This window comes from Acetobacteroides hydrogenigenes, from assembly GCF_004340205.1.
GTDB lineage: Bacteria > Bacteroidota > Bacteroidia > Bacteroidales > ZOR0009 > Acetobacteroides > Acetobacteroides hydrogenigenes.
Genome location: NZ_SLWB01000001.1, coordinates 237,764 through 254,966 on the forward strand (window position 1 = coordinate 237,764; position 17,203 = coordinate 254,966).

Consider the following 17,203-nt stretch of genomic DNA (forward strand, 5'->3'; position numbering starts at 1 on the left):
TTTGTCTTGGTATTTAAAATTGACAGCACAAAGGTATAAAATGAGCGCAAAAATTGCGACAGTAGCTACTTATTTGTGTTAACAAGTTCTATGCAATCATCGATATAGGTCAGCAGTTCGTCGGCCCCTTTCCGCTTGGAGCTCGAGGTGTAAAGCATCGGTGGAAGCTCCTCCCAGCTCTCAAGCAACTTCTCGGAGTAGCAGCGAATGTTATCCCTAAGCACCTCTACCCCTATCTTATCAATTTTGGTGAACACAATGGCAAACGGTATTCCGTGGTTTCCGAGGAGGGTTATAAAATCGACATCGATCTTTTGAGGCTCGAGCCTCGAATCGACCAGCACAAAGAGACAGGTTAACTCGTCGCGCGACTCCAGGTACTTGGTGATGATTTCCGCGAAACCCTGCCTAACGCCTTTGGAAGCTTTAGCGTAACCATACCCGGGCAAATCGACCAAGTACCAGCCGTCGTTCACCAAGAAGTAGTTAATGAGCTTCGTTTTACCGGGCGTTCCCGACACCTTGGCTAGCCCCTTTTGGTTGGTTATATAGTTTATTAGCGACGATTTTCCGACATTCGACCTCCCAATAAAGGCAAACTCGGGGAGGGTTTGCGGTGGACACTGCGAAGCCTTCTCGGCGCTCTTTACGAATACGGCACTCTTTACCTGCATACGGCTAATTTTTGTGCAAAGATAGGAATAATTAGATAGGCGATATGGGATGTATGATGTGCGATGTGGGATTTGCGATGGGGGATTTGCGATGGGGGATGTGAGATGTGCGACAAAAAACGAGCGAACTAGTTCTCGCTCCCTACTCCCTACTCCCTACTCCCTACTCCCTACTCCCTACTCACTCCCTCACTTTTTCCTATCTTTACGGCAAAATCAGCAAGCCATGCCAGTAAAAGTAATTGCATTCGATGCCGACGATACGCTTTGGGTCAACGAGCCCTACTTTCAGGAAACCGAAATGAAGTTTATAGGCCTCCTCGACCACCTGCTGAAACCCCACGAGATATCGCGCGAGCTGCTCAAGACCGAATCGGACAACATTCCGCTTTACGGATACGGGGTAAAGGCCTTTACGCTGTCGATGATCGAAACGGCCCTGCGCATCTCCAACGGAACGCTCGACGCTGAAACCATAGCCCGCATTATTAGCCTTGGAAAGGAGCAGCTAAACCACGAGGTGGAGCTGCTCGAAGGGGTGGAAGAAACCCTAAAGGCCCTGCACGGCCAGTACCGCCTGGTGGTTGCCACCAAGGGCGACCTGCTCGACCAGGAGCGCAAGCTGCGCAAGTCGGGGATCGAAGGCTACTTTCACCACGTAGAGATTATGTCGGAAAAGGCGCCAAGCGACTACCTTAAGCTGCTCAAGCATCTCGACGTGCAGCCCGAGGAGTTTCTGATGGTGGGCAACTCGCTCAAATCGGACATCATCCCGGTGATCAAGCTAGGCGGATACGGCATCCACATCCCCTTCCACACGCACTGGAGCCTCGACAAAACCGACGTAAAGGTTGACAGCCCCCGATTCCGAGAGGTAGCCTCCATCCTTGAGGCAAAAGAGGCCATCGCTAACCTGTAATGCACCTACGAAATGGGCAAATGCGCTGTCTGGAGGGCTAAATGCATCCTCTAGTTTACCAGATGCACGCTCTGGAAGGCTAGATGCACATTCTAACTCTCTAGATGCACAGCCTGGATGACCAGATGCACATTCTAACTAACCAAATGCACATTCTACCTTTCTAAATGCACGCTCTGGAAGACTAGATGCATACTCTAACTTACTAAATGCACAGCCTAACTTACTAAATGCACATTCTAACTATCCAGATGCATAGCCTGAATGACCAAATGCACAGCCTAGCTTACCGAATGCACGCTCTGGAGGGCTAAATACATAGCCTAAACAAGGGTAGGTAAAGAAATCAAAAGAGGAGGCCCCTTGCGGAAAGCCTCCTCTTTTGATTTAGGGGTTACATTAGTCCTGTGCGTTAAGCAGCGCCTTAATCTTGAATTCTAGCACCGAGTTGCCCCAGAGATTTCCCATTTTACCAAATGGATTTATAGTGATCGGAGATCCTTCGATAGGGGGGGTATATGTCTGTTTTTCCATTGCCTTCTTTGGCGAATTTGTATCAAACCCAAAGTTAGCCCCAACAAAAACAGTTCCCAGCTTTAGCTCAAAGCCTACCGCTGCGCCAACAAAAAAGTTGGTATTACTCGAAGACTTTGCCTTCCATGATTGGTTATTGAGAGCAGCAATAGAGCCCGAAGAACTTAAATACTGTAGCCCGACCTTACCCATTACGTAAAGTTCGACCAGCTCTGGGTAGACCTCCACATAGAATTTTGGAGCGGTATAAAAGTTTACCCCCTTATTGCTCGAACGAATAGCGGGCGAATTATTGCCAAAAAATGCATCAAACCCAGAATACTTGCTAGTAGCATACTTCGACAAATCCCAGTTCCCCTTTTTAATAAACTCCGTATAGTTAAGGCCAAACTCCAACCCGAAATGGTCGCGGAGCTCGTTCTTGTCGATATCGGCACCGGTGAAGCGGTACTCGTAGAATAGGCCTCCGTACAAGCTGTTAAAACCTCGCTTAGCGGCATCGCTACCTTTAGGGTTTACCATAGACATTTGAAGCCCCATGTTATGCAGCTGGGCTTTGGCCTTTCCGGCACCTAGTAGCCCAACAATTCCGATCAAAGAAAGAAGTAGTAATCTCTTCATAGCTATTTTTATCGTTTGCACAAATATAAGAAAAAACGGCACTACAGGTAGTAAACGGAACGAATGGCGGTTTTATTACCTTCACCCCAAAAAATCTACCGTTCCAGCAACGGCAAAACCTCGTCACGGTAGCTCTTCCCGACGGGGATAAGCTCGTCGCCCACCTTAACGGCGTTGCCCTCTATGTACTCAACCTTTGCTACGGCAATGATGTACGACTTGTGGATTCGCAGAAAATCGGGGCGCCGCAGCTCGGCCTCCAGCCGCTTCATGGTGTCGTGCGAGGTAATTTTCCCCTTCGCCGTATGAATGATGACGTAATCGCCCAGCCCCTCGATAAAGAAGATTGAGGCCAATGGGATCTTGTAGATACGCTTATCGGCCTTTACGGTAAGGGTTGCACTTTCGGCGGTATGGGGCGCTTCGACCGAGGGGGCAACCGCCAATACGGCCTGCGCGGTGCCCAAGCGCAGGCGCTCGATTGCCTTATTCACCGCCTTAAAGAAGCGCTCGAAGGGGATTGGCTTGAGGAGATAGTCCACCGCATCGAGCTCGAACCCCTCGATGGCATACTCGGGGTATGCGGTGGTGATGATCACCAACGGAGGATTCTTTAGCGAGCGAAGGAAATCTACGCCGGTTAGGGTGGGCATATTGATGTCGAGAAATACCAGATCGACCCCACCCCCGGTTAGGTATGGGATAGCATCCATAGCGCAGGAGCACTTACCCGCTAGCGCTAGCACCGGGATTTGCTCTATGTACTTTTCTACCACCCGCTGGGCTAGCGGTTCGTCGTCGACAATTAGGCAGCGAGCATTCATGGCTGTATGGTTATTTCGGAAGTAAATATACGATCGGTTGCCTGATACGAGGCCGTATGCCTACCGGGGTAGATCAGCTGGAGCCGCTTTACCACGTTGCTTAGCCCTATGCGGCTGCGCTCCTTATCGCCCTTAGTGGTAACGGCTGGGTTGCACGGATTCTCCGTATAGAAGCGTACGGTACCGCCATCGGCATGCAGCACAACCCGAATTGTTGCGTTGGCGCCACCGCAAAGGCCATGCTTAAAGCAGTTTTCGACCAGCGGAAGGAAGAGCAGCGGGGCAATGGGCTGCTGGTCGTCCTCGACCTGCACGTCGAAGAGCACGCGGTTGCCCTCCGAAAGGCGAATCTCCTGCAAGTCGATGTAGGATCGAAGGAAGTCGACCTCCTTGCTCAACGGCACGAAGGGCTGGTTGCACTCGTAGAGCACGTAGCGCATCAACCCCGAGAGCTTAAGGATGTAGGTTGGGGTTTGCGGCGAGGCATCCAACGAAAGGGCATAAATGCTGTTGAGCGCATTGAAGAAGAAGTGGGGGTTGATCTGCGACTTAAGCCCGGTTAGCTCGGCCGCCACCTTTTCGCTCTGAACCGAGCTAAGCCGCTCCCGCATCTCGGCCACCGCCATCGAGTCGGCCATCAGACGGATTATTGAGGTAACCAGGCCCATGATGATCAGCAGCATTGTAAGCGAAGTGGTCATTCCAAAGAATATGCTGTCGAAATACCCTTGTGGGCGATACTTGGTAACCCCAAACGTTTCCCCCATATGGAAGGAGATCGCAATTACTATGTAAATAAGCGCATAGTAGGCTATCAACATCAGCACCACGCTCCCGATGTAGCCCCACAGCTGACGCCGATTGAGCAAGCGCGGAATAAGCTTAAAGTGGTTGTAGTATATGGGAACAATAGTGCTAACGGCAAATAGCAGTATAAACTTTTGGAACGAGCTTACAATAAGCAGCAGCGTCATCAGCAGCAGGTGTGCTGCGATAACTAATCCATGCTGCCGGGCAAAGCAAACGACCTTTTCCATTCCTTCCTTTTTTACACAAAGTAAGAAAAATGACGGCAAACGCCCCTTCCTTTTCGACAAAAACGCGCCATGCTGCGACAAACGACAAGAACGGAAGCAAGTACAGCAATGCACACCCCTTTCCTCCGTTTGCCTACACCTCCGGCATGTTTGTCGAATAAAGTTGAAGTACAGAAGGTAAAGCGAGATGTTTGTGATGGATTTGCAAGGCAACCCGCTAGTCTAGTTGAGCCTTGCAGCAATCTAGCATCTAAAGTCTAACATCTAAAATCAAACGTCCATAAACTATGCAACCAATTGTAGAACTAAACAACGTATCCTTTGCGTATCCAAATGGGGTAAAGGTGCTCAACCGCTTCTCGCTGCGCATTCCGCAGGGGAGCATCTACGGATTCTTAGGGCCCAACGGTTCGGGGAAGAGCACCACCATCCGCGTGGTGATGGGGCTGCTAAAGGCGCAGGAAGGCATCGTAACCGTTTTTGGCGATAGCCACAGTACGAAACGAATCGCCATCCTTTCGCGCATCGGGTCGCTAATTGACACGCCCACCTTTTACGAGCACCTGACGGCCTACCGCAACCTAGAGATCGTAAGGCTGTCACACGATTTACCCCAACAGACCATCGCCGAGGCGCTGCAGCTGGTGGGCCTCAGCGCCACAGCCAAGCTAAAGGTATCGGAGTTCTCGCTAGGCATGAAGCAGCGGCTGGCCCTAGCCATGGCGCTGCTGCCCAAGCCCGAGCTGCTGGTGCTCGACGAGCCATCGAACGGGCTAGACCCCAACGGCATCATCGAGATCCGCGAGCTGCTGATCCGCATCAACCAGCAGCTGGGCACTACCATCTTCGTATCCAGCCACCTGCTCTCGGAGGTAGAAAAGCTCTGCACCCACCTATCCATCATCAACCAGGGGCAGGCGGTGTTCGAGGGCCCCATCGAACAGCTCACCGAGCGCATAGCCACCCAAAAGCGGGTATGGTTTACCGTGGGTAGCACCGAGGGCCTCAGCAGCGTGCTCGACAGGCCGCTGGAGATCCGACAGAATGGCTCCATTAAGGTGGGCTTCGAGTATACTACCGATAGGGAGATTGCCCGCTGCAACCACCAGCTGGTAACGCAGGGGGTGGAGGTGTTTGGCATCCACAAGGAGCACCAAACCCTAGAGGAGATGTACGTGAAGCTGCTCGAGGATAACAAATAGACACAAGAAGCAAGATGCATTTGGCATGTGATTTTGCACATCGCAAATCGTTTATCGCAAACCGAAAATCCGATCAACAATGAGAACCGCACTACAGCAATTCGGCGCTGCCTTTAAGGCCGAAACCATCAAGTCGAAGGGAACTGCAGCCTACTGGCTTACCTACATAGGGCCCTTCTTTATACTGCTCATATTCCTGCTGGGCTTCTACTTTAAGGGGCACCACCTGCTTCCCCCAAAGGTCGATCCTTGGCTACCCTTCATCGCTAAAATTTGGGATGCCGCCGCCATGGTGTTTCTTCCGATGTACCTTATTCTGCTCGCCAGCCAACTGCTGAACCTCGAGCACAAGAACGCCACCTGGAGGCTGGCCTATACCCTACCCTACAGCAAGCACATCATCTTTTGGAGCAAGATGGCCATGCTCTTTACGCTAAACCTATCGGCGCACCTGCTTACGATGCTGCTCACCATTGCAGCTGGGATGCTGCTAGCCTTCATTAAGCCAGACTTAGGGTTTATCCTATCGGCCATACCGTGGCAGCACTGCGCTGCGCTTACCGCAAAGGTGCTGGTATGCAGCTTCGGCATCCTATCGGTGTACTACTTCGTTTGCTTCGAGATCAAGAATCAGGTGAAGTCGATGGGCATAGGCATCTCGCTCTTCATTGTAGTTACCATTGTGGCAGGGTGGAAGTACGCCTTTCTGATACCTACCTACTACCCTATGGTAAGCGGAATGAGCTACTACAAGATTGTGGCTGCGCACGAACCGCTCTTCGCCGCCAAGGAGCTGATTACGGTGGGCGGCTACTTCGTACTCTTTAGCCTAGCGGCTTGGTACCGGGCCTGCACCAAGCGGATGGCGGTGTAGCGGGAGTTCATACAGCAGAAACTAAGAAATAAAAATCCTCCACCATTAAGGTTGAGGATTTTTTATTCAGCAAACACCCGAACAAGCTCGTATATTTAGGTGCGCCAAAGTTCTAAAGCACGAAGGCCAATCCAACAATTCTACCCGCACCATGAAATCCATCACCCGCACCATCTGGATTCTATCGCTGGTAAGCCTCTTTACCGACACTGCAAGCGAGATGCTGTACCCCATCATGCCGTTCTACCTAAGATCTATCGGATTTTCGGTGGTGCTCATTGGTGTTCTGGAGGGGGTGGCCGAGGCTACGGCCGGGCTGAGCAAGGGGTACTTCGGCAAGCTGTCGGACAGCAGCGGCCGGCGGGTTCCGTTTGTCCGGGTGGGCTACGCGCTAAGCGCCATATCCAAGCCCATGATGGCGATCCTTATCCTCCCGCTCTGGGTTTTTGCCGCCCGAACCATCGACCGCATTGGCAAGGGGGTTAGAACGGGCGCCCGCGACGCCATCCTCTCCGACGAGGCTACTCCCCAAACGAAGGGTAAGGTCTTCGGATTTCACCGCTCGATGGATACGCTGGGGGCCGTGCTAGGGCCAGCGCTGGCGCTGCTTTTTCTGCACCTCCACCCCGAGAGCTACAGAGCCCTATTCTTCATTGCCTTTATTCCGGGACTACTTGCCATAGCAGCCACCCTCCTCCTTTCCGACAAGGACAAGGCGAAGGTGAAACAACCAACAACGAGCAAAAGCCACCGCTCGTTCTTCTCCTTTATTGGCTACTGGAGGGTATCACCAGCACGCTACCGAGAGGTTGCTGTGGGGCTTTTAGCCTTCACCCTTTTCAACAGTTCCGATGTATTCCTGCTGCTCAAGGCAAAGCAGGCAGGGCTAAGCGACACAGCCGTAATTGGCATCTACATATTCTACAACCTTGTGTACGCGCTATTCAGCTTCCCTATGGGCATTCTTGCCGATAGAATTGGGCTAAAGCGGGTGCTTGTTGTTGGTCTTTGCATTTTCGCAGCCACCTACCTTGGGATGGGCTACTTTGCCAGCAGCTACGCCATTGCAGCCATGTTTTTCCTTTACGGCATTTACGCTGCAGCCACCGAGGGCATATCCAAAGCCTGGATAACCAACATTGCCGACAAGAAGGATACGGCAACAGCTATTGGCACCTTTACCGGATTTCAGAGCATCTGTACGATGCTGGCCAGCTCGTTGGCCGGGATAATCTGGATGACGCTTGGTGCTAGCGCCACCTTTACGATTACAGGAATTGCAGCAGCAGTAGTTGCCAGCTACTTTGCCTTTTTTGTTGGCAACGGCACCAACACGAATAGCCGCTAAGCACAAAAAAAATCCCGCAACCAGTGCGGGATTAATCGTTATACCTTCGGAATCTATCGTAGCGCAATCATCTATGGCTGATCGCAGGTAATCGGTTCGGCTACGCGCTTCTTTCCCTTCCATCCAAAGAAGAGGTTAATTCCAAACTGAATGTTCATGCTTCGGGTGTATCCGGGAACCAGCAGCGACGAGCCATCGTCTCCCTTTAGGTTAACCATGCGCGAGAGAATGTTGTCGGTAACAATGTAAAGCTGAATCGGCTTCCCTCCTACTACAATACCTGCCCCAAAATTGTTCATGCTTCGGTTGTAGATAGAGTAGGTAAGCGAGAATGCTAGCGCCTTAAAAGGGGTTGCGTTGGCCGAGAGCGTTACGGCAGGATCGAAGTAGCTGCCGTAGAAACCGCCACGCAGAAGCGCACCGCAGCTCAGCCAGCTAAGTGCGCTATAGGTTGCCCCAAAGTAGGCCTTTGTCTTTAGCAGCGTGGTAAACTTGGCATTCTTATCGGTTGGCGTAAACTTCGACTTCAGCGTATCGCCTATTGCCTCCATTGCCTTATCGAAATCTACATCACCATTTTCGTCGGGGGTAATATCGGCTCCGCTAAAATCGTAGCTTCCCTTCGACACCACCTTGTAGCCGTTGCTATTCCATCGGATAAAGCCAAGATCGACGAGGCTGCCATAAAAGGTTAGCTTATCGTTCATCTTATAGGTTGCGCCAAAATCGACGCCCAGCCCTAGGTTAGAGCCTATCTTGTAGTCTTTAGAGCCATTTGCCCCGTTGTCGTCAAAGCTAACGTCGTTGATTTTCCCCTCGCTGTCGTAGCCAAAGGTCAGGTTCGGTGCCGACACAAACATCTCGGCATCTACGTTCAGTGTCGACTTCTGGAAATCGTCGGAGGTAACAATGTTTGCCTTAAGCTTGCTGGTGCGGATAGCAGCTAAACCACTAAGCACTTTAAAGCGGCCTCCTACCGACAGCTTCTCATTTACCTCCTGAGAGAGTCCTAAGCCCAGTTCCACGTACGAGAAACCATTTACGGCCATATCGTTAAGGTTGATGGTTCGCGGACGGTTGGTTTTGAAGTCGTAGTTACCATACCGAAGATCAACGAGCCCCTTAGGGTAGCTATACCCAGCAGATGTTTTAGAAGAAATATTGAAGTGACCGTAAAAGTGGTTTACCCTAAATCCAAACGATAGCAGATCGATATTGTTATCCACGCGGATAAAGTTCATCTTGCCGATATTCTTCGAAAGCCCATCTATGTCGAATACTAATGAATCTCTCTGCAAACCTGTCCCCTTCTTTAGAACGTCTACAAGCGCAAACGACGAGTTGTTGTAGGCAGCGCTAACGTTAGATAGCCCCGGAAACCCCACATAGGTAGAGAAGTCGGGAGTAGCAGACGAATTCAGAAACGATGCTTGGGGAACCCTCGTCATGTAGTAAAGGGTCTTGTCTTGAGCCTTGGCACCAGCAAGGCTAGCCGCTAGCAATACGGCGGATATAATAGTTTTCCTCATTTTCTTCTAGGTAAGTTCTGCGTCCTACAGGTTGTTTAAGTTTGCCTGAATAAAGCCAACAACCGCAATGTCGACCTTGTAGCTGGCAAGAAGCTTAACGGTTTGCCCGCTACTGCTACCGGCAGTATTTACTGTAGATATAAACACAATACGATCGCCAGCCTTCAGTTTCTGAATGCGCTGCTGGTTATAGGATACCTCAACTTTCGATTCTGTAGCAGCAACCACCTTCTCATTTTGGGTAGAAGCCGCCTTAACATCAAAAGGAACGGCAAATACGTTGTCGAGAATATTTCCGGCAGCATCAACAATAACAGCTGCAACCTTAAGGTCGAGAGGAAAGCCGTTCTTAACCTGAAACTGAAGTTTCATCTGGTCTATGCTTTTCGAATCTTTTACGATGCTCGAAAAATCGTACGAAGTGGTATCCCTCAAAACTACATTAGACAGCTTTACATCGAGAGGAAGATCAGCCACAGCACCAACGTACAGTTTATCGGCAGTGTTTATCCTATTCTTTACCGCAGGAATGCTAACAGGATTTGTCACCAAACTACCGTTAAAGTTCAAAGTCTGAGGGAACATTGCAAGAACGCTCACCAAGTTGGTGTTCGGATCGATTGTAGCTTCGCTAATCTTCACCTTTTCGACCCCATAGGTTGGCGAATAAATATTTATTGGAGAAGGGAGCCCAGTAATGTTATAGGCCTTACCATCTTTGATTGCCGTAACGCCACTATGAGAAAAGGCAAACGGCAGTATAGCCTGATTTTTAAAGATCAGCTTTATCTGAGGGTTCTTTATGTCGAAATCGCCAACCTTGTCTACCATATCGCTAAAGTCTAACGGAAGCGAATTGTTTTGAAGCGAGATATTAAGCTGCCCCAAGTTTCCTACCAGCTCCTTTACGCGGAGAGAGCTTAGCCCAAACGACAGGCTGACATTATCGTTGGTAGTGCCGCTACTTTGCTTGGTAATAGAGTAGCTAATACTAAAGCGAATTTGCTTGCCCCCATAGGGCTTAATCCGATATCCGGCAAGATTCAGGCTCGTGCTTTGGTTAAACGTTTTTGTAAGCGCAACACCATTTACACCTACAATATCCTGCGACACTATTGTGTAGGAAAATGATCCACTAAACGAGGCACTATTGCTAACCGTAAGCATTCCGCTCTCGAGCAATGCCTCCTCCAACGTTTGATCGGCCCTATCTAAACTAATAGCAAAACTAAATGAAGTTTGTCCAGTAACGGTAGTAGTTGGAAACGAAACCCCATTTGGAGCAGCAATAGAGGTACTGCCCTGCACGTCCTTTACAATGTTGGCATACCTACCAAAGCTAAGCGAATCGAATGTTTGCTTATAAACCAAATGCAGAAGCTTATCGCTATCCACATAGATGTAGTTGGTAGTGTCATTGGTCTTAGGCAACACCTGCTCGAGCATAATGGAGCCACTAGCAATAGGAAACGCTATAGCTGGATTAACATTTACGGACGAAGATATCCTGTCAATGTTATAATCCTCTTTAGCGCAGGATGCAAGGCCCAATGCAACGAGAATTGCCCAAAAAGGACGGTTCTTAAAAATCATGCTGCTATGTATTTTACTTTACGCCCGCAAAAGTAAACAATATAGGATTGTCCCCTCTGTGTTGAATCTATTTAACACGCCCTCCATCGTAAGCTGCTATCACAACAAGATGTTTTGTGAAGTATTTTCAGAGCATCCTTCAACTTCCAAAAAACACCAACCGAAGCTTCTCCATGCCCAATAGCGCACATAACCAACAGGGTAGCACCTACCTTAAAAAGCAAAATCGGGCTTGGTATAGTTCCAATATTCGGTTAATTTTAGGACATTGTAATTCAAAAACAAACAGAAATGGAAGAGAAACCACAAAAAGAGTGGCATAGCATAAGCAGCAGCGATACGCTTAACGCTCTAGGCGCGAAAGAAACAGGGCTTACAGCCGACGAGGCAGCCAAAAGGCTCGAGAAGTTTGGCAAAAATGAGCTGGCAACAGAGGAAAAATCATCATTACTTTCGATACTAGCATCGCAGTTTGCCAATGTACTAATTATAGTGCTGATCGTTTCGGCTACCATATCGCTAATCTTAGGCAAGCAGGTCGAATCCATATCAATATTTGTAATTGTAGTATTGGCAGCCATACTGGGAACGCTGCAAGAGTACCAAGCAGGAAAGGCACTAGAGGCCCTCCGAAAGATGGCCTCGCCATCGGCAACCGTACTACGTAATGGCCAAACCATAGAGGTTCCATCGTCGGAGCTGGTGCCTGGTGATATTGCCATCATTACCTACGGGAACAAGGTTCCTGCGGATATCCGGCTAATCGAGAGCAACAACCTTCAGGTGGAAGAAGCCGCACTTACAGGAGAGTCGCTACCGGTTGAAAAATTCACCCAAGCCATAGAGGGTGATAGCATTCCACTTGGCGACAGAAAGAACCTTCTGTTTATGGGAACCTCAGTTTCCAACGGTAGAGGCAAAGGGGTAGTGGTAGGAACGGGTGCGAATACCGAGTTCGGAAAGATTGCTACCATGCTCCAGAATACGAAGACCGAGCAAACACCGCTTCAGAAGAATCTTGACAAACTTGGAAGCAACATCGGCATCATTGCAATTGTAATTGCCCTTGTACTCTCGGCATTCTCCTACTTTATCAACGGAGGAACGATCCTTGATGCCTTCATATGGGCAGTTGCGCTAGCCGTTGCAATTATTCCAGAGGCCTTACCTGCTGTTGTTACCATTGGGCTTGCCCTAGGCGTTCAGCGTATGGTTAAGCGCAGAGCGCTCATCCGCAAGCTTCCGGCTGTAGAAACGCTTGGTGCCGTAAACGTAGTTTGCACCGACAAAACCGGTACGCTTACCAAAGATGAGATGACTATCCGTAAGGTATACGCCGATGCTACCACCTTCGATGTTGATGGAAGCGGATACTCCCCCGAAGGCAATATAATTCTTAACGGTCACAAGGTAAAGCATGGTGCCGCAAACCCATGCCTGATAAAAGTGCTTACGTACGGAGTTCTCTGCAGCGATGCCGAGCTTAAACTTACCGATGAAGGCTGGGATATTCTTGGAGATCCTACCGAGGGGGCTATTGTAACTACTGCCCAAAAAGCCAAGATTGATACTGAAGCCATCAAAAAAGAGAACCCACGCGTAGATGAGATTCCATTCACGTCGGATAAGAAGTATATGGCAACGGCTCATAGCACATCAGGCGGCAGAATGGTAGTTCTGAAAGGAGCTTTTGAGGTTGTTATGGGTAAGTGCTCGATGGTAGAAGCGCCGAACGGTGCACAACCGCTAACGACAGAGGTTGAAAGCAGTATTAACAGTACGGTTGCTGGCTTTGCCGCAAATGCCCTTCGCGTTATTGCCGTTGCCTATAAGATGATTGACGAACAAGAACAGCTAACCGACGATGCCCTAACCAATATGATTTTAGCAGGATTTGTTGCAATGATAGATCCACCCCGCGAAGAGGTTAAGCCAGCCATTGCCACCTGCAAGAAAGCGGGCATTAGAACCATCATGATTACGGGAGACCATAAGGCTACGGCATTTGCCATAGCAAAGGAGCTAAAGATTGCCCATGATGAGTCGCAGGTATTCTCAGGCTCTGATGTCGAAAAGATGAGCCAAAGCGAACTGGATATTGCTGTAAACAAGGCTTCGGTATTTGCGCGTATTGCTCCAGAGCATAAGCTCCGCATCGTAGAATCGCTAATGAAGCAAGGCAACATTGCAGCAATGACCGGAGACGGCGTTAACGATGCCCCAGCGCTCAAAAAGGCCAACATAGGCGTTGCAATGGGCATCACCGGAACCGACGTAAGCAAGGAAGCTGCCGATATGATACTTACCGACGACAACTTTGTAACCATTGTTGCCGCAGTAGAGGAAGGACGAACCATCTTCGAAAACATCAAGAAGTTCCTCATCTTCCTGCTTAGCGGAAATGCGGGTACCGTTTTTGCCATTATACTTGCCTTTGTTTTTGGCCTTGCCCTACCGCTAACGCCTGTTCAAATTTTGTTCATCAATTTTATTATGGATGGACTAATAGCCATTGCCATTAGCCTAGAACCATCGGAAGGAGGCATAATGCACCGCAAGCCTCGCACTGTAAGCGAGGGAATCATCACCCGAATGGGCTTGCTACGCATAATGTCGCTTGGTATGGCCATTGCACTGGTAACCTTTGCAGTATACTATGCAAGTGTAACCATATTTGAGCTTCAGCCGCTACAAGCACAAACCCTGTTCTTCCTAACGCTAATTTTTGCAAGACTATTCAACAGTCTCAACAACCGTTCGCTGAATACATCAGCATTCAAGTCTAGACTGTTAGGAAATATTCCTCTGGTTATATCGAGCATCGTAGGCATTGCCATCGTTTGGGCTACCACCAAGATTGGTGTGCTACAAACTGCCTTTGGCAACGTAGATATCAGCATCAACGGATGGCTAGTGGCCATTGGCGCTGGTTCGCTGGTGCTGCTGTTTGGGGAGGTATTTAAACTAATCTCGAAGGATAAGATCTAGACTTAACACATAAAATAAAAAAGGAGGATGCTTTATTGCGCATCCTCCTTTTTTATTGTTTTACGATGAATATCTTCTCGTCGGGCTTTTTCATCAGGTACTGCTCGCGGGCGTACTTTTCGAGATTTTCATTATTGGTGGTAAGTTCCATAATCCGCGTACTATCCTCCTTAATCCTAGCCTTGTAGTAATCCTTCTCGGCCTCCATTTCGCGTATGGTAGATACGTTATTGAGCATGTCTACCAAGTTGTAGCGATCAAAAAAGGTGAGCCACACCAAAAAAACCACAATGGTAAGTACGTACTTATTCCTTAGTACTAGGAGCGACTGCATCAGAAAAAACTTTGCAGAATGCCCCTTTTGAGAGGTATGTCCTAGTTTGTTATCGTCGTTCTCTTCGGTCTCTTTCATGGCTTGCATCTAATAATGCGAATATAGTAAGAAACCGCATAAAAAGCGCCATCAAAACAGAGAAGTATCTATTGGATCGTAAAGTCGATCAATTTTGAATGTCACCCTAATAGATGAAAATAAACCCAACAGGAAGAGCATGACCACAAATCCAATGGCAAGGGGCAAGAACAACCGTGAAGGTTCGCGCTACAAAAAGAATAGGCCAACTCCACCTATGGCAATAAGGGCTCCTATAACCTCCTTTAGCGTCACCTTTTCCTTGAACAAAAGGATTGATACAGGAATTATAAGAATTGGCATTATGGACATGATGGTAGAAGCCACCCCTGTTGTGGTATGCTGTATGGCAAATAGCGAGAGCGATACCCCAAGGAAGGGCCCAAATACGGAGCCAATGGCTACTACGCTTATCACCTTGGGACTGCGAAGCGACTGAAAAAACTTTGGCCACTGGCGAATAAAAAAGAACACCACAGCAAAGCCTACAAGGGCTGCTATGGCCCTGATTTGAGTCCCTTGAATGGCATTGTAGTTGCCGATACCGTACTTGCTTAGCACAAGCCCAAAACCTTGACCAAACGCGCCCCCTAGGGCAAGCAGAATTCCTTTTAACGGATAGGAAAGACGCAGTTTGCCATTTTCTCTCCCATTTTCGGAACTATCGGTGGGACGCTCGAGGATTACCAGCGCAATTCCCCCAAGGGTTAGCGCCATCCCCAACAGGCTCATGGCCGACATGGTTTCGCCCATTATCAGCCAACCAAAGATGGCCGCAATGGGAGAGCTGAGGGTCATTACCAGCATCCCCACGCGGGCGCCAACAACTACATAGGCCTGAAATAGGCACAAATCTCCAAAAACGAAGCCAACAAGCCCCGATAGCGATAGCCAAAGAAGATTGTGCGGGGTTGCGTTTACGGGTAGGAAGCTACCATATGCTATGTAGCCATAGGTGGAAAGAAGCACGATGGCTATAACCATTCGGATCATGTTCACGTTTACCGATCCGATCTTCTTCCCTGCAATTTGGTAAGTTATTCCGGTAATCGTCCAACAGAATGCGGTTGCAAGCGCTGCCAGCTGACCAATGTGGTGTTCCATTAAAAAAAGTTTGGCCAAAGGTAGCATTCTCACCCAACATTAGGTTTGTCAACAACCGATTTTTGGACAACACCGAAGCTGAGCCTGTTAAGTAAAGATAGATGCGTCTTAAAACAGGGGCACACTTAGCGGAATCCCTACATTTCATTATGATAGGCTGCAAATTTGCGAGGTATTCCCCCTCATTTATCTTGCTCTTTTTGAAGAATAAAAAGAACAGAACAACATACGATTCTGCCTACTCAGAGAAAACTTTTTAGACGTAAACTACAACTATGCACCCGAACTCAAAGAAAAAATAAAAAAAATTGTAAGAGTAGTTGATATGTTGCCAAAACGGATTAATATTGCTTTAGGTAAAACCTTTAACGTTGACGATATGCTAAAAAAAGTAGATATTAATGAAGTGAAGAAGAGCGCCACAAAGCTCGTTGGAAAAGACTGGATGCTTATCACTGCTGGTAATCCGGAGGATTGCAACACGATGACAGCCTCGTGGGGTGGATTTGGAGAACTCTGGAACATGCCCGTTGTGATAGTTTTTATACGTCCAACCCGTCATACATACAGCTTTGTTGAGAGGGAAGAGTACTTCACCGTTTCGTTTTTCGAAGAGAAGTATCGTAGCACTCTACAGCTGTGCGGAACGGTATCGGGCCGCAAGGTAGAAAAGATCAAGGAAAGCGGGTTAACCCCCATCCTATCAGAACATGGGAGTACCTACTTCGGCGAGGCAAAACTAGTGTGCGAATGCAGAAAGGTATACTTTGCTGATGTAAACCCAAATAACCTCCTCGATGAAAAAATAAAGAAACACTATCCTCATGAGGACTACCATAGAATGTTTATTGGAGAAATTGTTAATACGTATGCAAAGTAGGCATACGTTAAAGACCTAACCTATTCTTTTCTCTTTTTTTTAAATCACTTCGGCCTAACCAAAATTGTACGATGCTGGCATTTTACATTCGTAAAGAAAAGCCTTATAGCCTAAAGGATGTAGAATTTTACCTATATCTTTTGGTCTTCGTCCTATCCTACCTTCTGATGAAGGAGGTATTTAGCCGCCTACCCGAGCCGTTCGAGTACTTCTACCCACAGCTTGTTGCGGTAATCGTTGGCACCATATTTTTTGGAACAACATTTGGGCTGGTAAACGCTATAATCCCCCCTCTCCTATTCTACCATTTTATAGGAGAGAGTTCTTCGTTCCTAATTCTTGAGATAACAAGAGAAACTATGGCATTCGTGCTTACTTTGTTGCTGCTGAGAAAGGCTGCCCAAACGAATTTTTGGAACCTACTAGCGCTAATTTTTATAGCAGAAGTTGTCGGCATGCTTTCGCTTTTAGTAGCTGGCAGCAGTTTTACTTTGCTACTTCTGCAAACAACGTTTCTCCTACCCGGGATGGTATTTGGCAGCCTTCTTTGCCTAATACTGCTAAAGGTGCTAGGATTGATAGAGAAGCCTTAAAAAAAACTTCCCCAAAAGGCAAAAGGAGGATACCTAACGGCATCCTCCTTTCTTATATGCTTGCTAGCTTA

The 17,203-nt window shown here is 48.4% G+C and carries 16 protein-coding genes; 8 read left to right on the forward strand and 8 right to left on the reverse strand.

The features are described from left to right. Positions 1 to 65: 65 nt before the first annotated feature. Positions 66 to 674, reverse strand: coding sequence for a ribosome biogenesis GTP-binding protein YihA/YsxC (yihA, locus tag CLV25_RS00865; RefSeq protein WP_131837745.1), 609 nt, complete (start codon positions 672 to 674; stop codon positions 66 to 68). A gap of 226 nt (positions 675 to 900) precedes the next feature. Here yihA and CLV25_RS00870 point away from each other — a divergent pair, with 226 nt between their 5' ends. Further along, positions 901 to 1,593: an HAD family hydrolase gene (locus tag CLV25_RS00870; RefSeq protein WP_131837746.1), complete on the forward strand. Its 693-nt coding sequence runs from the start codon at positions 901 to 903 to the stop codon at positions 1,591 to 1,593. A 399-nt stretch (positions 1,594 to 1,992) separates the two neighbouring features. Here CLV25_RS00870 and CLV25_RS00875 read toward each other — a convergent pair whose 3' ends face one another. The 3 genes from CLV25_RS00875 to CLV25_RS00885 form a co-directional block, all read right to left on the reverse strand. Next, complete coding sequence (locus CLV25_RS00875; RefSeq protein ID WP_131837747.1) at positions 1,993 to 2,748, reverse strand: hypothetical protein; 756 nt, start codon at positions 2,746 to 2,748, stop codon at positions 1,993 to 1,995. A gap of 95 nt (positions 2,749 to 2,843) precedes the next feature. Next, the gene (locus CLV25_RS00880) at positions 2,844 to 3,572 is read right to left on the reverse strand and encodes a LytR/AlgR family response regulator transcription factor (RefSeq protein ID WP_131837748.1); all 729 of its coding nucleotides are present in this window, start codon (positions 3,570 to 3,572) and stop codon (positions 2,844 to 2,846) included. Beyond that, positions 3,569 to 4,609, reverse strand: a complete 1,041-nt coding sequence (locus CLV25_RS00885; RefSeq protein ID WP_131837749.1) for a sensor histidine kinase — start codon at positions 4,607 to 4,609, stop codon at positions 3,569 to 3,571. Before CLV25_RS00885 ends, CLV25_RS00880 begins: the two co-directional genes overlap by 4 nt. A 29-nt stretch (positions 4,610 to 4,638) precedes the next feature. Here CLV25_RS00885 and CLV25_RS16090 point away from each other — a divergent pair, with 29 nt between their 5' ends. From CLV25_RS16090 to CLV25_RS00900, 4 genes are all read left to right on the forward strand, one after another. Further along, positions 4,639 to 4,770, forward strand: a complete 132-nt coding sequence (locus tag CLV25_RS16090; protein WP_262709449.1) for a hypothetical protein — start codon at positions 4,639 to 4,641, stop codon at positions 4,768 to 4,770. Positions 4,771 to 4,896: 126 nt separating this feature from the next. Next, positions 4,897 to 5,811, forward strand: coding sequence for an ABC transporter ATP-binding protein (locus CLV25_RS00890; protein ID WP_131837750.1), 915 nt, complete (start codon positions 4,897 to 4,899; stop codon positions 5,809 to 5,811). A 79-nt stretch (positions 5,812 to 5,890) separates the two neighbouring features. Next, positions 5,891 to 6,685: an ABC transporter permease gene (locus tag CLV25_RS00895; protein WP_131837751.1), complete on the forward strand. Its 795-nt coding sequence runs from the start codon at positions 5,891 to 5,893 to the stop codon at positions 6,683 to 6,685. A gap of 151 nt (positions 6,686 to 6,836) precedes the next feature. Continuing rightward, positions 6,837 to 8,033, forward strand: a complete 1,197-nt coding sequence (locus tag CLV25_RS00900) for an MFS transporter (RefSeq protein WP_131837752.1) — start codon at positions 6,837 to 6,839, stop codon at positions 8,031 to 8,033. Positions 8,034 to 8,104: 71 nt separating this feature from the next. On the opposite strand, the gene CLV25_RS00905 is transcribed toward CLV25_RS00900, so the two are convergent. Both CLV25_RS00905 and CLV25_RS00910 read right to left on the reverse strand, forming a co-directional pair. After that, complete coding sequence (locus CLV25_RS00905; RefSeq protein WP_131837753.1) at positions 8,105 to 9,562, reverse strand: DUF5723 family protein; 1,458 nt, start codon at positions 9,560 to 9,562, stop codon at positions 8,105 to 8,107. A gap of 24 nt (positions 9,563 to 9,586) precedes the next feature. Next, positions 9,587 to 11,155: a hypothetical protein gene (locus CLV25_RS00910; protein WP_131837754.1), complete on the reverse strand. Its 1,569-nt coding sequence runs from the start codon at positions 11,153 to 11,155 to the stop codon at positions 9,587 to 9,589. Positions 11,156 to 11,446: 291 nt separating this feature from the next. Here CLV25_RS00910 and CLV25_RS00915 point away from each other — a divergent pair, with 291 nt between their 5' ends. Next, the gene (locus CLV25_RS00915; RefSeq protein ID WP_131837755.1) at positions 11,447 to 14,143 is read left to right on the forward strand and encodes a cation-translocating P-type ATPase; all 2,697 of its coding nucleotides are present in this window, start codon (positions 11,447 to 11,449) and stop codon (positions 14,141 to 14,143) included. Positions 14,144 to 14,195: 52 nt separating this feature from the next. Here CLV25_RS00915 and CLV25_RS00920 read toward each other — a convergent pair whose 3' ends face one another. Then, on the reverse strand, positions 14,196 to 14,555 hold the full coding sequence (locus CLV25_RS00920; protein WP_165876948.1) for an FtsB family cell division protein: 360 nt from the start codon (positions 14,553 to 14,555) through the stop codon (positions 14,196 to 14,198). Between the two features lie 189 nt (positions 14,556 to 14,744). Next, positions 14,745 to 15,659, reverse strand: a complete 915-nt coding sequence (locus CLV25_RS00925) for a DMT family transporter (RefSeq protein ID WP_131837757.1) — start codon at positions 15,657 to 15,659, stop codon at positions 14,745 to 14,747. Between the two features lie 379 nt (positions 15,660 to 16,038). Between CLV25_RS00925 and CLV25_RS00930 the strand changes: the two genes are divergently transcribed. Together CLV25_RS00930 and CLV25_RS00935 are read left to right on the forward strand one after the other, a co-directional pair. After that, positions 16,039 to 16,539: a flavin reductase family protein gene (locus CLV25_RS00930; RefSeq protein WP_131837758.1), complete on the forward strand. Its 501-nt coding sequence runs from the start codon at positions 16,039 to 16,041 to the stop codon at positions 16,537 to 16,539. Positions 16,540 to 16,610: 71 nt separating this feature from the next. Further along, the gene (locus CLV25_RS00935) at positions 16,611 to 17,132 is read left to right on the forward strand and encodes a hypothetical protein (protein WP_131837759.1); all 522 of its coding nucleotides are present in this window, start codon (positions 16,611 to 16,613) and stop codon (positions 17,130 to 17,132) included. Positions 17,133 to 17,203: the final 71 nt, after the last annotated feature.

Coding starts and splice junctions, on each gene's coding strand:
- yihA (WP_131837745.1), bottom strand. CDS start 674: ATGCAGGTAAAGAGTGCCGTATTCGTAAAGAGCGCCGAGAAGGCTTCG.
- CLV25_RS00870 (WP_131837746.1), top strand. CDS start 901: ATGCCAGTAAAAGTAATTGCATTCGATGCCGACGATACGCTTTGGGTC.
- CLV25_RS00875 (WP_131837747.1), bottom strand. CDS start 2,748: ATGAAGAGATTACTACTTCTTTCTTTGATCGGAATTGTTGGGCTACTA.
- CLV25_RS00880 (WP_131837748.1), bottom strand. CDS start 3,572: ATGAATGCTCGCTGCCTAATTGTCGACGACGAACCGCTAGCCCAGCGG.
- CLV25_RS00885 (WP_131837749.1), bottom strand. CDS start 4,609: ATGGAAAAGGTCGTTTGCTTTGCCCGGCAGCATGGATTAGTTATCGCA.
- CLV25_RS16090 (WP_262709449.1), top strand. CDS start 4,639: ATGACGGCAAACGCCCCTTCCTTTTCGACAAAAACGCGCCATGCTGCG.
- CLV25_RS00890 (WP_131837750.1), top strand. CDS start 4,897: ATGCAACCAATTGTAGAACTAAACAACGTATCCTTTGCGTATCCAAAT.
- CLV25_RS00895 (WP_131837751.1), top strand. CDS start 5,891: ATGAGAACCGCACTACAGCAATTCGGCGCTGCCTTTAAGGCCGAAACC.
- CLV25_RS00900 (WP_131837752.1), top strand. CDS start 6,837: ATGAAATCCATCACCCGCACCATCTGGATTCTATCGCTGGTAAGCCTC.
- CLV25_RS00905 (WP_131837753.1), bottom strand. CDS start 9,562: ATGAGGAAAACTATTATATCCGCCGTATTGCTAGCGGCTAGCCTTGCT.
- CLV25_RS00910 (WP_131837754.1), bottom strand. CDS start 11,155: ATGATTTTTAAGAACCGTCCTTTTTGGGCAATTCTCGTTGCATTGGGC.
- CLV25_RS00915 (WP_131837755.1), top strand. CDS start 11,447: ATGGAAGAGAAACCACAAAAAGAGTGGCATAGCATAAGCAGCAGCGAT.
- CLV25_RS00920 (WP_165876948.1), bottom strand. CDS start 14,555: ATGAAAGAGACCGAAGAGAACGACGATAACAAACTAGGACATACCTCT.
- CLV25_RS00925 (WP_131837757.1), bottom strand. CDS start 15,659: ATGGAACACCACATTGGTCAGCTGGCAGCGCTTGCAACCGCATTCTGT.
- CLV25_RS00930 (WP_131837758.1), top strand. CDS start 16,039: ATGCTAAAAAAAGTAGATATTAATGAAGTGAAGAAGAGCGCCACAAAG.
- CLV25_RS00935 (WP_131837759.1), top strand. CDS start 16,611: ATGCTGGCATTTTACATTCGTAAAGAAAAGCCTTATAGCCTAAAGGAT.